Annotated in this window: 11 protein-coding genes; 6 read left to right on the top strand and 5 right to left on the bottom strand. The window is 61.9% G+C overall.

Annotated features, from left to right (window positions below; all coding sequences use genetic code 11):
* Positions 1-48: 48 nt before the first annotated feature.
* Both NPS29_RS18755 and NPS29_RS18750 read right to left on the bottom strand, forming a co-directional pair.
* The gene (locus NPS29_RS18755; protein ID WP_274134241.1) at positions 49-1,299 is read right to left on the bottom strand and encodes a ribonucleotide-diphosphate reductase subunit beta; all 1,251 of its coding nucleotides are present in this window, start codon (positions 1,297-1,299) and stop codon (positions 49-51) included.
* Between the two features lie 282 nt (positions 1,300-1,581).
* The gene (locus NPS29_RS18750) at positions 1,582-4,494 is read right to left on the bottom strand and encodes a ribonucleoside-diphosphate reductase subunit alpha (protein WP_274134240.1); all 2,913 of its coding nucleotides are present in this window, start codon (positions 4,492-4,494) and stop codon (positions 1,582-1,584) included.
* Positions 4,495-5,199: 705 nt separating this feature from the next.
* Here NPS29_RS18750 and NPS29_RS18745 point away from each other — a divergent pair.
* Genes NPS29_RS18745 through fhuF form a run of 3 tightly spaced genes read left to right on the top strand, consistent with a single transcriptional unit; the run spans position 5,200 to position 8,274 of the window.
* Complete coding sequence (locus tag NPS29_RS18745; protein WP_274134239.1) at positions 5,200-5,937, top strand: response regulator; 738 nt, start codon at positions 5,200-5,202, stop codon at positions 5,935-5,937.
* 16 nt (positions 5,938-5,953) lie between these two features.
* Positions 5,954-7,582, top strand: a complete 1,629-nt coding sequence (locus NPS29_RS18740) for an ATP-binding protein (RefSeq protein WP_274134238.1) — start codon at positions 5,954-5,956, stop codon at positions 7,580-7,582.
* Complete coding sequence (gene fhuF, locus NPS29_RS18735) at positions 7,579-8,274, top strand: siderophore-iron reductase FhuF (protein ID WP_425312534.1); 696 nt, start codon at positions 7,579-7,581, stop codon at positions 8,272-8,274. Before NPS29_RS18740 ends, fhuF begins: the two co-directional genes overlap by 4 nt.
* Before the next feature lie 78 nt (positions 8,275-8,352).
* On the opposite strand, the gene NPS29_RS18730 is transcribed toward fhuF, so the two are convergent.
* Both NPS29_RS18730 and NPS29_RS18725 read right to left on the bottom strand, forming a co-directional pair.
* Positions 8,353-9,087 (bottom strand): 4'-phosphopantetheinyl transferase family protein, encoded by a 735-nt coding sequence (locus NPS29_RS18730; protein ID WP_274134237.1) that lies wholly within the window; start codon positions 9,085-9,087, stop codon positions 8,353-8,355.
* Between the two features lie 167 nt (positions 9,088-9,254).
* Positions 9,255-10,061, bottom strand: a complete 807-nt coding sequence (locus tag NPS29_RS18725; protein ID WP_274134236.1) for a dienelactone hydrolase family protein — start codon at positions 10,059-10,061, stop codon at positions 9,255-9,257.
* A 192-nt stretch (positions 10,062-10,253) separates the two neighbouring features.
* Here NPS29_RS18725 and NPS29_RS18720 point away from each other — a divergent pair, with 192 nt between their 5' ends.
* From NPS29_RS18720 to NPS29_RS18710, 3 genes are all read left to right on the top strand, one after another.
* Positions 10,254-10,862 carry a hypothetical protein gene (locus tag NPS29_RS18720; RefSeq protein WP_274134235.1) on the top strand — a complete coding sequence of 203 codons (609 nt, stop codon included), beginning with the start codon at positions 10,254-10,256 and terminating at the stop codon, positions 10,860-10,862.
* Between the two features lie 103 nt (positions 10,863-10,965).
* The gene (locus NPS29_RS18715; RefSeq protein ID WP_274134234.1) at positions 10,966-11,643 is read left to right on the top strand and encodes a response regulator; all 678 of its coding nucleotides are present in this window, start codon (positions 10,966-10,968) and stop codon (positions 11,641-11,643) included.
* A complete protein-coding gene (locus NPS29_RS18710; protein WP_274134233.1) occupies positions 11,640-12,983 on the top strand; it encodes an ATP-binding protein in 1,344 nt (447 codons plus the stop codon). Before NPS29_RS18715 ends, NPS29_RS18710 begins: the two co-directional genes overlap by 4 nt.
* 10 nt (positions 12,984-12,993) lie before the next feature.
* Here NPS29_RS18710 and NPS29_RS18705 read toward each other — a convergent pair whose 3' ends face one another.
* Entirely contained in the window at positions 12,994-13,992 is a 999-nt protein-coding gene (locus NPS29_RS18705) for an AraC family transcriptional regulator (protein ID WP_274134232.1), read from the bottom strand.
* Positions 13,993-14,189 lie beyond the last annotated feature (197 nt).

Raw genomic sequence — 14,189 nt, 5'->3', positions numbered from 1 at the left:
CATCTCTGGCAGCCCCTTTGCATTCCAACCGGTGAAAGCAGGATCAAATCAATCCCAGCTCAACGCCCCACCCGTCTGATACTCAATCACTCGCGTCTCAAAGAAATTCTTCTCTTTCTTCAAGTCCATGATTTCGCTCATCCATGGGAACGGGTTGGTGGTCCCTGGATACTCTTCTTTCAAACCAATCTGCGACAGGCGACGGTTGGCGATGAATTTGAGGTAGTCCTCCATCATCGCGGCGTTCATGCCCAGTACGCCGCGTGGCATGGTGTCGCGGGCGTATTCGATTTCCAGTTGGGTGCCTTGCAGAATCATCTGGCTGGCTTCTTCCTTCAGTTCGGCGTCCCACAGGTGTGGGTTTTCGATCTTGATCTGGTTGATCACGTCGATGCCGAAGTTCAGGTGCATGGATTCGTCGCGCAGGATGTATTGGAACTGTTCTGCGACGCCGGTCATTTTGTTGCGGCGGCCCATGGAGAGGATCTGGGTGAAGCCGCAGTAGAAGAAGATGCCTTCCAGGACGCAGTAGTAGGCGATCAGGTTGCGCAGCAGCTCTTTGTCGGTTTCGACGGTGCCGGTGTTGAATTCCGGGTCGGAGATGGCGCGGGTGTATTTGAGGCCCCAGGCGGCTTTTTTCGCGACCGACGGGATCTCGTGGTACATGTTGAAGATTTCGCCTTCGTCCATGCCCAGCGATTCGATGCAGTACTGGTAGGCGTGAGTGTGGATCGCTTCCTCGAAGGCCTGGCGCAGGATGTACTGGCGGCATTCAGGGTTGGTGATCAGGCGATACACGGCCAGCGCGAGGTTGTTGGCAACCAGGGAGTCGGCAGTGGAGAAGAAGCCCAGGTTGCGCATGACGATGCGGCGTTCGTCGTCGGTCAGGCCTTCCGGGTTTTTCCAGAGGGCGATGTCGGCGGTCATGTTGACTTCTTGCGGCATCCAGTGGTTTGCGCAGCCGTCCAAGTACTTCTGCCAGGCCCAGTCGTACTTGAAAGGTACGAGTTGGTTGAGGTCGGCGCGGCAGTTGATCATGCGCTTTTCGTCGACGGCAACGCGTGCGGCGGAGCCTTCGAGTTCGGCCAGGCCTTCGGCGATGTCGAGTTTGTCCAGCGCGGCTTTGGCGCGGGCGACGGCGGCGGAGTCACTGGTGTTGACGGCGCGTGCTTCTCGAGCGGCGGCACCACCGGCGCTGTCGAGTTTGTCCATGGCGGCTTCCGAAGCGTGGCCGGCGTTGGCGCCTTTCACGGGTTCAGCGACGGCGTCTTCTTTGTCGAATTCGTCCCAGCTCAGCATGACGTTGAGTCTCCTGCTTGAGGGTCAGTGGTAATGACTGACCGGATGGATCTTGAGTGTTGGTTGCGTATCAGGCGTTGCACGCAAAGAACATGAAGTCTTGGGGACGGTGCCCCTGATTTTGCTTTGTATGACTGGCGCCGCATGAAGAGCGCGAATCTGGGCGAGTGGCCGCTAGGCGCCGAGTTTTTCGGACCCCGGAGCGTACATTAGTACGTGAGGAGGCCGGAAAACTCGGCAACAACGCGGACGCCGTTCAGAAACGTGCGGCGTCCAGCGTGATTATTGGCAAGCCTCGCAATCCGGCTCGTCAATGGCGCAGGCTTTCGGCACGGGTGCCGGACCTGCCGGCGCTGCTTCGGCTGGACGTGGGGCGGTGATCGCCGAGTCGTCCGGGCCGTGGCCGCCGCTGGATACTGCGTTGAGCTTGCCGGTGTTGATGGTCGATTTCTCGGTGCTGGTCGCGGCCAGGGCACGGAGGTAGTAGGTGGTTTTCAGACCACGGTACCAGGCCATGCGGTAGGTCACGTCCAGCTTCTTGCCCGAGGCGCCAGCGATGTACAGGTTCAGGGACTGAGCCTGGTCGATCCACTTCTGGCGACGGCTTGCTGCGTCGACGATCCAGCGGGCATCGACTTCGAACGCGGTGGCGTAGAGGTCTTTGAGCTCCTGCGGGATGCGCTCGATCTGTTGTACCGAACCGTCGTAGTACTTGAGGTCGTTGATCATGACCGAGTCCCACAGGTCGCGCGCCTTGAGGTCGCGAACCAGGTACGGGTTGATCACGGTGAATTCGCCCGAGAGGTTCGATTTCACGTACAGGTTCTGGTAGGTCGGTTCGATCGACTGCGATACGCCAGTGATGTTGGCGATGGTGGCGGTCGGTGCGATGGCCATGATGTTCGAGTTACGAATGCCTTTCCGAACGCGGGCACGGACAGGCGCCCAGTCCAGGGTTTCATTCAGGTCGACGTCGATGTACTTCTGGCCACGAGCCTCGATCAGGATCTGTTGCGAATCCAGCGGCAGGATGCCTTTGGACCACAGCGAGCCCTGGAACGTCTCGTAGGCGCCGCGCTCGTCGGCCAGGTCGCAGGAAGCCTGGATGGCGTAGTAGCTGACGGCTTCCATGGAGCGGTCGGCGAACTCGACGGCAGCGTCGGAGCCGTAGGCGATGTGCTGCAGGTACAGAGCGTCCTGGAAGCCCATGATGCCCAGGCCGACCGGACGGTGACGGAAGTTGGAGTTCTTCGCCTGTGGCACGGAGTAGTAGTTGATGTCGATGACGTTATCGAGCATGCGAACGGCTACGTCGACGGTGCGCTTGAGCTTGTCGGTGTCCAGTTTGCCGTTGACGATGTGGTTCGGCAGGTTGATCGAGCCCAGGTTGCAGACCGCGATCTCGTCCTTGTTGGTGTTGAGGGTGATCTCGGTGCACAGGTTCGAGCTGTGGACCACGCCCACGTGCTGCTGCGGCGAGCGCAGGTTGCACGGATCCTTGAAGGTCAGCCATGGGTGGCCGGTTTCGAACAGCATGGACAGCATCTTGCGCCACAGGTCTTTGGCCTGGATGGTCTTGAACAGCTTGACCTTGCCTGGGTACTCGGTCAGCGCTTCGTAGTACTCGTAGCGCTCTTCGAAGGCTTTACCGGTCAGGTCGTGCAGGTCCGGGACTTCGGATGGCGAGAACAGGGTCCACTTGCCGTCGTCGAAGACGCGCTTCATGAACAGGTCAGGGATCCAGTTGGCGGTGTTCATGTCGTGGGTACGACGACGATCGTCACCGGTGTTCTTGCGCAGCTCGATGAACTCTTCGATGTCCATGTGCCAGGTTTCCAGGTAGGCACAGACAGCGCCCTTGCGCTTGCCGCCCTGGTTCACTGCAACAGCGGTGTCGTTGACCACTTTCAGGAAGGGTACGACGCCCTGGGATTTGCCGTTGGTGCCCTTGATGTACGAGCCCAGCGCGCGAACCGGAGTCCAGTCGTTGCCCAGGCCGCCTGCGAATTTGGACAGCATGGCGTTGTCGTGGATGGCGTGGTAAATGCCCGACAGGTCATCCGGAACGGTGGTCAGGTAGCAGCTCGACAGTTGTGGACGCAGGGTACCGGCGTTGAACAGGGTCGGGGTCGAGGCCATGTAGTCGAAGGACGACAGCAGGTTGTAGAACTCGATGGCGCGGTCTTCACGGGCTTTCTCTTCGATTGCCAGGCCCATGGCCACACGCATGAAGAAGATCTGCGGCAGTTCGAAACGCACGCCATCCTTGTGGATGAAGTAACGGTCGTACAGGGTTTGCAGGCCCAGGTAGGTGAATTGCTGGTCGCGCTCGTGGTTGATCGCCTTGCCCAGTTTTTCCAGGTCGAATTCGGCCAGCACAGGGTTCAGCAGTTCGAACTCGATACCCTTGGCAACGTACGCAGGCAGCGCCTTGGCATACAGGTCGGCCATTTCGTGGTGGGTAGCGCTTTCGGCTACGCCCAGGAAGCCCAGGCCTTCGGCACGCAGGGTGTCCATCAGCAGGCGCGCGGTCACGAACGAGTAGTTCGGCTCGCGTTCAACGAGGGTACGCGCGGTCATCACCAGGGCGGTGTTGACGTCAGTCAGCGCTACGCCGTCGTAGAGGTTCTTCAGGGTTTCGTTCTGGATCAGGTTGGCGTCGACTTCGGCCAGGCCTTCGCACGCTTCGGTGACGATGGTGTTCAGACGGCCCATGTCCAGTGGCACCAGGCTGCCGTCTTTGGCAGTGATGCGGATCGACGGGTGAGCCTGGACCGGCGCTTCGCCGCCACGACCGGCACGCTCTTTGGAGCGGTCGTTACGGTAGATCACGTAGTCGCGAGCCACTTTTTGCTCGCCAGCGCGCATCAGCGCCAGTTCTACCTGATCCTGGATTTCTTCGATGTGGATGGTGCCGCCCGAAGGCATGCGACGCTTGAAGGTCGCGGTGACCTGCTCGGTCAGGCGCGCAACGGTGTCGTGGATGCGCGAAGACGCAGCGGCAGTGCCGCCTTCAACTGCGAGGAAAGCCTTGGTGATGGCGACGGTGATCTTGTCATCGGTGTACGCAACGACGGTGCCGTTACGCTTGATCACGCGAAGCTGACCCGGAGCGGTGGCGGACAGGTCCTGCTGGGTCGCACCTGTCTGCGGCGCAATGGCCTGCGGATTCTCGCGAGTTGTGTCTGTTTGCATGGGTGTCTCCACGTTCTCTATGTTTATTTGGGCACGGGTTGCGTACCCACCGTTCCGTCTTGAAGCAGTTGACCGACGAGTGTCGATCCAATGACTTCAAAACGGATGGGAAGGCTGAAGGATTGCCGACCCTGGCTTTGAAGTCCAAAAGGGCGCGGCTCTGTGGCTGGCACCCTGTAAAAGCTTGTTCAATATGCAGTTTTTATGTTGCAACACTTGTACCGTAACGCGCAGATCATGAAGCGTGGTGTCTGCCATTCGCGTGTGAGCGGTCAGGCGGTGAAACAGAGGGTAAGTCAACCCGTTTGGCGCGAGAAAAAGGCTTGAAATCTCTCGGTCATTTGTGTTTGGTTTTTCGGCCTAAACCCTACATGTAGGGGCTGGCTGAGCAACGAGGTACTAGATTATGTGCTCGTGACACTAAATGCAATGTACGAGCTGTGGATAAGTCTGTGTGTAATTTGTGTGGGAATTGGGGAAATCCCACGTAGGCCGCGTAACCACTGGGATGGGCCGCCGGTCACTGTTTTTTCAGCCTGCAAAAAGAGTTGCCCGGTTTTTTGCGGGCGCGAACCCTATCACAGAAAGTGGGGTTGGCAAGGCTGGTTGTGGGGCGTTTTGAATGAGGTGTGTCATGTTGGGGCAGTGGGTAGAATGACCCGCAGTGTCGGGTATCGATAAGAACAACATCAGGAGACACGGATCGTGCAGCAAGAGCCCTGGCAGGTGCTGATCGTCGAGGACGACCTTCGGCTGGCCGAACTGACCCGCGATTACCTGGAGAGCAACGGCCTGCGCGTGAGCCTTGAGGGCAACGGTGCGCGGGCGGTGCAGCGGATCGTCGACGAGCAGCCGGCACTGGTGATTCTCGACCTGATGCTGCCCGGTGAGGATGGCCTGAGCATCTGCCGCAAGGTGCGCGGGCGCTATGACGGCCCCATCCTGATGCTCACCGCGCGCACCGACGACAGCGATCAGATTCAGGGCCTGGACACCGGCGCCGACGATTACGTCTGCAAACCGGTGCATCCGCGAGTGTTGCTGGCGCGGGTACACGCCCTGCTGCGCCGCAGCGACACCCCCGACGAACCAGCCCGAGAGGAGCGGCGCCTGACCTTCGGCCCGTTGATCGTCGACAACGCCCTGCGCGAGGCCTGGCTCAGCGGGCGCAGCATCGACCTGACCAGCGCCGAATTTGACCTGTTGTGGCTCTTGGTGGCGAATGCCGGGCGTATCCTGTCCCGCGAGGAAATCTTCACCGCCCTGCGTGGCGTGGGCTACGACGGGCAGGACCGCTCCATCGACGTGCGCATCTCGAAGATTCGCCCGCGCATCGGCGACGACCCCGTCCACCCGCGTCTGATAAAGACCGTGCGCAACAAGGGCTACCTGTTCGTGCCCGAAGCGGCCCGGGACGTGACCAACTTCATGCTGAACGGTTGAGTCAGGTGACTACGGCATGAACTCCATTTTCCTGCGTATATATGGCGGCATGCTGGGCGTACTGGTGCTGGTCGCGCTGCTGGGCGTGTTGACGCTGCACCTGGTCAACAAGGTGCGCGCCGAGCAATACCGCGAACAACTGGCCCACGGCACCTTCGCCTTGATGGGCGACAACCTTGCGCCGATGAACGATATCGAACGCATCCGGGCCTTGGCGGTGTGGGAGCGCCTGATGGGCATTCCGCTGTCGCTGCAGACCGCCGAGCAGGCGCATCTGGACGGCGGCGCGCGCAATCGCCTGAGCCGCGGCCAGGTGGTGGTCGAGAAGACCGGCCCCCATGCCGCGCGGGTGTTTCGCGAGGTGATACCGGCGACCGCTGGCAAGCCCGGCAGCGCGTTACTGTTGACCGGCGAGGTGCAGCAGATCAGCGAGCAACTGGCACGGGCGACGATTTTCCTGCTGCTGGACGAGCTGGTGCGATTTCCCGTGGATGAGCAGCCGATTCGTCTGGAAACCCTGCGCCTGAGCAAAGGTTTCGGCTTTGACATGCACCTGATCCGGCTCGAACAGGCAGACGTCGACGATGACCAGCGCCGGCGCATCGACGAAGGCGACACGGTGATGGCGCTGGGCAAGGGCGGCGACTCGATCCGGGTGCTGTCGGGCGTCGGCGAGACGCAGTGGGTGCTCGAAATCGGTCCGCTGTACCAGATGAACCCGTACCCGCCTGAGCTGCTGGTGCTGATCGCCTTTCTCGGCCTGTGCCTGATCGGGCTGGTGGTGTATCTGCTGGTGCGGCGGCTGGAACATCGCCTGCGCGGACTGGAAGCGGCCGCCACGCAGATCGCTCAGGGCAGTCTGGAAACCCGCGTGCCTGAGTCAGGCGCGGACTCGGTGGGCCGGCTGGCCTCGGCGTTCAACGGCATGGCCGAGCACCTGCAGCGTTCGTTGACCATCCAGCGCGAGCTGGTGCGGGCGGTGTCCCACGAGCTGCGCACCCCGGTGGCGCGCCTGCGCTTCGGGCTTGAGATGATCGGCGATGCCAGCACCCCGGAGGCGCGCCACAAGTACATGATCGGCATGGACAACGACATCCAGGACCTGGACAAGCTGGTGGACGAGATGCTGACCTACGCGCGGCTTGAGCAGGGCTCGCCGACGCTCAATTACCAGCGCATCGATCTGGCGGCGCTGATCGACCAGGTGGTCGCTGAACTGGCGCCATTGCGGGCCAATGTGCGGGTCAGTCGCGGGCAATCGGTGGCGGTGGGCGATGATGCCCAGGCCTGGGTCGAGGCTGAGCCGCGTTATCTGCACCGGGCTTTGCAGAATCTGGTGAGCAATGCGATGCGTCACGCCGAATCCCAGGTGCGGGTCGGTTTTCAGTTGAGTCAGGAGCGCTGCCGGATCGATGTCGAGGACGATGGCCCCGGTGTGCCGGAAAGCGCCTGGGAGCGAATCTTCACGCCCTTCATGCGCCTGGACGACAGCCGCACCCGAGCCTCTGGCGGCCACGGGTTGGGCTTGTCGATTGTGCGGCGGATCATCTACTGGCACGGCGGCCGGGCGCTGATCGGTCGCAGCCAGGGGCTGGGCGGGGCGTGCTTCAGCCTGACCTGGCCGCGCCAGCAGGGTGAACCGTGAATTCCGGATTGTTCGCGGGGGCGCTCGCACCTTTTGCCGAGACGTTGGTAGTCGATGAACAGTGGGCGGTCGTTGCGGTGCCTGAACTGTTGCAGCCTGTGACGCTGGATCGGCTGTTGCTGCGCGTCTATGGCCCGGAGTTGATGCCCGAGAAGCGCCCGGTACTGGTGTCGCAGTTTGCCAAGTATTACTTCATGCAGCTTATTCCACCTGTCGTGGTGGCAAGCCTGGTGGATGACGTCAGTTGGCCGCTGGGGCTCGATGAGGTGGCGTTTGCGGTGAACGAGCGCGGGTTGCTCGACGGGGTGAGGTTTTTCGGGGACCGAGTTTCGCTGTCACCGTCATCTGACCCATTCACGCGATTCGGACCGTTGTTGGTCCATTTGCGCAAGGTGATCGATGCATTGAGCGCCTACGCTGGCGTGGGAGCGTCGGTGTTCTGGAGCAGCGCCGGGGATTATCTGGAGACCTGCCTGCGGCGGCTGGCGTTGGTTAGTGACGTTTCGCTGGAGCCGGCTCATCGACTGCTGCGTGAGCGTTTGCAGACCGATGGGCAGCCCAATCCGCTGTTCAATACCATCACCTATATAGAACGACCTCCCCGCAGGCAGCGGCGAAGTTGCTGTTTGAGTTATCAGGTGGAGTGGGTGGGACGGTGTGAGCATTGCCCATCAAAAAACACGGACCTGTAGGAGTGAGCTTGCTCGCGATTGCGGTATGTCAGATCCGTAGGTGTATTGGATAGATGGCAATCGCGAGCAAGCTCACTCCTACAGGGGAGGTGGTGAAGCTGGGATTGCTACAAGGCTCAACAACTGCCCATCCTGCACGCTGAACTGCGCGTCGAGCTCCTTGCCGCTGTGCCATTCCTCAGACAGGTCGATCTTCAGCCGCAAGCGGGCGCTGCCGTCCTCTGACCACTGCAATAACTCGGCATCTTCAAAATAGAAGCGCTTGAGCACGATGGGGTAGAGCGCCTTGAACAGCGCTTCTTTGAGCGAGAAGGTCAGGGTGACCCGTAGCGCGACCTGATGCTCAGGCCCTTGGGCCATGCGTTGCAGTTCGTAGGCGGTGAGGATTTCTCCGGCCAGGCGGGCGGCGCGCTCGCTGCTCATTACCTGCTCGACATCCAGCCCCAAGCCGCGCCAGTGGTGTTTATGGGCCACCAGCGCCGCAGCCCAGCCGGTGCTGTGGGTGATCGAGCCGCACAGATCGGCGGGCCAGGTCGGTGCACGGTCATCGCCAATCGGTGGCACGTGAAGGCGACCGTCCAGCTGACGCATCGCCTCCCGCGCGCACAGCCGCCCGGCGAGAAACTCCGCCTGACGCTTGGCCACCGAGCGCTGGATGCTCGCGGGCGGCTCGATCAGGCAGCGCGAAAAATCGCCGTCGGTGAGTTGCTGTGGATCGAACCGGCCGCTGACCAGCACCACATTGGCCAGCGGGTGGGGCAGGGGCCAGTGGGTGGTGAGGATGGGGCAGCAGGGGGGGAGTGTCTGGGTCATGGGTCGGCATTTTGCCGGAAAGCAAATGGCATTGAATACACCCCCTGTAGCAGCCCGGCCGGGCGGCGCTCCGCTTGCCGGCGGGAGCGTAGTGTCAGACGACTCATCACTCACTGACACTACGCTCCCGCCGGCAAGCCGTGCTGCTACGGGAGATGTGGTGGGCTTCAGAGCGTCGAGTTCTTCGCGAACTGCTCCTTGAGGAACGCCTTCATGTCGGCCCACGAGCTCATGTCCGCAGCCTGGTTGTAGCCGATGTCCGGGCCGCCGTGGTCGCCGTGGCTGAGCTTGTCGGCGTCGGGGTTGGTGAAGCCGTGCTTGGCGCCGTCGATGCCGACGAACTTGTAGTCAGCCTTGGCCGCATCCATTTCCTTTTTGAAGTCCGCGACGTTCTGCGCGGTGACCATGGTGTCGCCGTTGCCGTGTTCGACCAGCATCGGCGTTTTGGTCACGCCTGCCTTGGCCGGGGTCTTGGTCGCCAGCGCGCCGTGGAAGCTCACCACCGCCGCCAGTGGCTCGCCGCGACGGGCTGCATCCAGCACGACGCCGCCGCCAAAGCAGTAGCCGATGGCGGCGATTTTCTGCGGGTTGGTCTCGGGCTGCTTCTTCAATTGCTCAAGGCCTGCATCGAAGCGCTTGGCCGAGGCGGCAGCGTCCTTGGTCGCGGCGGTCATGAAGGCCATGGCGTCCTTGGGATGCTCGGTGTTCTTGCCTTCGCCATACATATCGATGGCCATGGCGCTGTAGCCCAGCGCGGCCAGATCACGAGCCCGGCGCTTGGCGTAATCATTCAGGCCCCACCATTCGTGAACCACCACGACACCCGGGCGCGGGCCCTTGATCGCGTCGTCGTAGGCGTAATAGCCCACGAGCCTGGTGCCATCGGCGGCCTGGTAGTCGAGGGTGCGGGTCTTGATCTCGGCCTGGGCCAGGCCTGCAAGGCACATGAGGGTCAGGGCAATCAGCAATCGCATGGTCATCTCTCCTGGGGTCTTAGAGGGGTACGGGGCGACAGTGCACAAGCAATGGACTGATCAGGCGCCGGATCGATCCATTGGCGAACGTTCAGCGCAGGTTCAGTGCACGTTCAGTGGGAGTTCAGCGATGGCGCATTACCTTGAGTCCCGTATTCACAGCAAGCGCCAAGCGCTTATAAGGACATAACCATGCTCAAGATCAATCAGCTCATCATGGCCCTGGCATTCGTAGGCGGCAGCGCAGTCGCTCAAGCCTCTGAGGGTAGCAGCACATTCGGCGGTGTCACCTACGGCAACACCAGCGACAAGATTTCCAAATCCAACGGCATCAACCGCAACCTGAACGCTCCCCACGCGGACCACATCATCCACAAGAACAGCACCTGGGGTGTCCGGCTGGGCCAGCAGAACGCTGACAGCCGCTACTACGCCACCTACGACAACGTTTCCGCCAGCCACAACGGCCTGAAACTGCGTCAGGAAAACCTGCTGGGCAGCTATGACCTGTTCTCTCCGATCGGCGCCAGCACCAAGCTGTTCGGCGGCGCCACCCTGGGCGTCACCAAGCTGTCCCAGGAAAGCAGCGGCATGAGCCGTGATACCGGCATGGGCTATGCCGCAGGCCTGCAGGCAGGTGTGTTGCAGCAAGTTGCACAGAACGCGTCGGTAGAGTTGGGTTATCGTTACCTGCGCAGCAATGCCAGCGTCGAGGTCGCGCCGCACCACGCGGCCAAGGTTGGCTCGCTGAAGCTCGACAGCAGCGCCCAGACTTACCTGGCCGCCAACTACAATTTCTGAAGCGCGGATGGCTGGAACACTGCCGGGTTCATGCGATGCGTGACCCCGGCAGCACTATTTTCAGGTTTTGCCGGGTTCGGCAGGACATTGAGGGGAGATATGCATGAAGTTGCTGGTTGTCGAAGATGAAGCCCTGTTGCGCCACCACCTGCAGACCCGCCTGACCGAAAGCGGCCACGTGGTCGAAGCGGTGGGCAATGCCGACGAGGCGCTGTACCAGGCCGCCCAGTTCAATCACGACCTGGCGGTGATCGACCTCGGCCTGCCGGGCATGGGCGGCCTCGATCTGATCCGTCAACTGCGCGCCCAGAACAAGGCGTTTCCGATCCTGATCCTCACCGCCCGCGGCAACTGGCAGGACAAGGTCGAAGGCCTCGCCGCCGGTGCCGACGACTATGTGGTCAAGCCGTTCCAGTTCGAAGAGCTGGAAGCGCGGATGAACGCACTGCTGCGCCGCTCCAGCGGTTTCACCCAGTCCACCATCACCGCTGGCCCCTTGCTGCTTGACCTGAACCGCAAGCAGGCGTCGCTGGATGAGCAGCCGCTGGCACTCACCGCCTACGAATACCGGATCCTGGAATACCTCATGCGCCACCATCAGCAGGTGGTGCCCAAGGAACGCCTGATGGAGCAGTTGTACCCCGATGACGACGAGCGCGATCCGAACGTGATCGAAGTGCTGGTCGGGCGTCTGCGTCGCAAGCTCGAAGGGCCGGCAGGGTTCAAGCCGATCGATACTGTGCGCGGCCTGGGTTACCTCTTCACCGAGCGCTGCCGATGATTCGATCGCTTCGCGTTCGCCTGATGCTGGCCGCCGCCACCCTGGCGGTCATTTTCATGTTGCTGATGTTGCCGGCGTTGCAGAGCGCTTTCAGCCTGGCGCTGGAAAGCTCCATCGAGAAACGCCTGGCGTCCGATGTCACCACGCTGATTTCTGCCGCACGGGTCGAGGATGACCGGCTATTGATGCCTACCTTGCTGCCCGGCGAGCAGTTCAGCCTGCCTGACAGCCGCCTGCTGGGCTACATCTATAACCGCTCCGGCAAGCTGGTGTGGCGCTCCCGTGCCACCGAAGACGAAGAGATCGACTACCAGCCGCGCTATGACGGGCGCGGAACCGAGTTCGCGAAGATTCGCCAGCCCAATGGCGAAGAGTTTTTCGTCTATGACGTCGAGATCAAGCTGTTGGGTGGGCGCAACGCGGCGTTCAGCATCGTGGCGCTGCAACCGGTGCGCGAATATCAGGAAACCATTTCCGGCCTGCGCGAGAAGCTTTACCTGGGCTTCGGCGCGGCCTTGCTGGTGCTGCTGACGCTGCTGTGGGGCGGCCTGACCTGGGGCCTGCGGGCACTCAAAGGCATGAGCCAGGAGCTCGATCAGGTCGAGACTGGCTCCAGGGAAAGCCTCAGCGAGGAGCACCCCAGCGAACTGCTGCGCCTGACCGGCTCGCTTAACCGCCTGCTGCGCAGCGAGCGTGAGCAGCGCATTCGTTATCGTGACTCGCTGGGCGACCTGGCCCACAGCCTGAAAACCCCGCTGGCGGTGTTGCAGGGTGTGAGTGAAACCATCGCCAAACGCCCCGAGGATCTGGAGCAGGCGCGCATCCTGCAATCGCAGATCGAGCGCATGAGCCAGCAGATCGGCTATCAGTTGCAGCGCGCCAGCCTGCGCAAGAGCGGGCTGGTGCGGCATCACGTCAGCCTCAAGCCCGTGGTCGAGAGCCTGTGCAACACGCTGGAGAAGGTCTATCGCGACAAGCGGGTGCAGGTGGTACTCGACCTGCCCGACGACTGCCAGGTGCAGATGGAGGAGGGCGCCTTGCTGGAAATGCTCGGCAACCTGCTGGAAAACGCCTATCGCCTGTGCATCGGCCAGGTGCGGGTGAGCTGGCGGCCGTCGATGATGGGCGATGAGTTGTGCATCGAGGATGACGGGCCTGGCGTGCCCCAGAGCCAGCGGGCGCGAATTCTCGAACGTGGCGAACGCCTGGACCGGCAGAACCCGGGGCAGGGGATCGGGCTTGCGGTGGTCAAGGACATCATCGAAAGCTACGGCGCGCAGTTGACCCTGGGTGATTCGGACCTGGGCGGCGCGGCGTTCAGGATCAAGTTCGCGATTTGAAGGGGGCCCGTCAGGCTTCCTTCTCGCGATACGCGCCCGGCGTCAGTCCGGTCCATTTCTTGAACGCCCGGTGGAACGCCGAAGGCTCCGAAAACCCCAGTTGCTCGGCGATCTGCTGCAACGACAGGTCCGCCTGGCCCAGATGAAAAATCGCCATGTCCCGCCGCAGTTCGTCCTTCAACCCCTGAAAACTCGTGCCTTCGTCGCGCAGATGCCGGCGCAGGGTCTGGGGGCTGATATGCAGGTGATCGGCCACGGTTTCCAGGTCCGGCCACTGGGTGCAGTCACGGCTGAGCAGGCGGCGCAACTGGCTGGTGAGACTGTCACCCTCGTCCGGGCGCGCCAGCAGGTCGGCGGGCGAGCGTTCCAGAAAGCGCTTCAACGTACGTTCGTCCTGCAGCAGCGGCATGCTCAGGTAGCGGGCGTGAAAGGTCAGTGCGGTCTGGCCGGCGTCGAAGGTCATCGGGCAATAGAACAGCAGGTCGTACTCGGCGCTGTGGGCAGGTTTCGGATACGCGAAGGTGGCGTGATCCAGGCGGATGCGCTGGCCAATCAGCCAACTGGCCAGGCGATGCCAGATCACCAGCAGCGATTCGCTTAAAAAGTGCTCCGGATCGCGCAGGCTGCTTTCATCCAGGCATAAACGCACCCAGTCGCCCTCCCGTTCAAGGCTCAGGCGTGGCGAATCGGCAAACAGCCCGTAGAACCTGAAGCCGCGCTGCAGGGCCTTGTCCAGCGTGCGGCAGTGGATCAGCGCGTGGCACATCATGGCAAAGGTGCCGCGTTTGCTGGGCGCCAGGCCAAACCCCATGTATTCGTCGTCCAGCGCCCGCCACACCAGCTGGATCAGCAGCGCGAACTGTTCCGGCGCGATGCGTGCGCGGGGCTCGTTGAGCAATTCAGGGGTGATGCCGGCCTGCGCGAGGATCGGCTGGCAGTCCAGATCATAGCGGCGGGCGCCCTGCAGCACGGCGCGGGCAAAGTGGCTGGCAATGGTTCGATGGCGCATGGCGGGGCAGGTCGTCGCACCGAGAATGAAAGTGACTGATGGTAGGCAGGCATGCAGGCCCCGGACAAGGCGGATACCCGCCAATACCAGCGCTTATTTTTCGAGAGTTGGCGGAAATCCGCCATCGCGATGGGGCTTTTTTAGCTAGGGTTAACCAGACAGTCCATGCCGCACGGGGCTTTCGGGGAATTTTCCAA

Source organism: Pseudomonas putida, from assembly GCF_028682175.1.
GTDB lineage: Bacteria > Pseudomonadota > Gammaproteobacteria > Pseudomonadales > Pseudomonadaceae > Aquipseudomonas > Aquipseudomonas putida_AD.
This window is presented reverse-complemented; position numbering and strand designations above follow the sequence as displayed.

Excerpts from the sequence above, each read along its gene's own strand:
- NPS29_RS18755 (WP_274134241.1), bottom strand. The coding sequence starts at position 1,299 with ATGCTGAGCTGGGACGAATTCGACAAAGAAGACGCCGTCGCTGAACCC.
- NPS29_RS18750 (WP_274134240.1), bottom strand. The coding sequence starts at position 4,494 with ATGCAAACAGACACAACTCGCGAGAATCCGCAGGCCATTGCGCCGCAG.
- NPS29_RS18740 (WP_274134238.1), top strand. The coding sequence starts at position 5,954 with ATGAACTCCATTTTCCTGCGTATATATGGCGGCATGCTGGGCGTACTG.
- NPS29_RS18730 (WP_274134237.1), bottom strand. The coding sequence starts at position 9,087 with ATGACCCAGACACTCCCCCCCTGCTGCCCCATCCTCACCACCCACTGG.
- NPS29_RS18725 (WP_274134236.1), bottom strand. The coding sequence starts at position 10,061 with ATGCGATTGCTGATTGCCCTGACCCTCATGTGCCTTGCAGGCCTGGCC.
- NPS29_RS18720 (WP_274134235.1), top strand. The coding sequence starts at position 10,254 with ATGCTCAAGATCAATCAGCTCATCATGGCCCTGGCATTCGTAGGCGGC.
- NPS29_RS18715 (WP_274134234.1), top strand. The coding sequence starts at position 10,966 with ATGAAGTTGCTGGTTGTCGAAGATGAAGCCCTGTTGCGCCACCACCTG.
- NPS29_RS18710 (WP_274134233.1), top strand. The coding sequence starts at position 11,640 with ATGATTCGATCGCTTCGCGTTCGCCTGATGCTGGCCGCCGCCACCCTG.
- NPS29_RS18705 (WP_274134232.1), bottom strand. The coding sequence starts at position 13,992 with ATGCGCCATCGAACCATTGCCAGCCACTTTGCCCGCGCCGTGCTGCAG.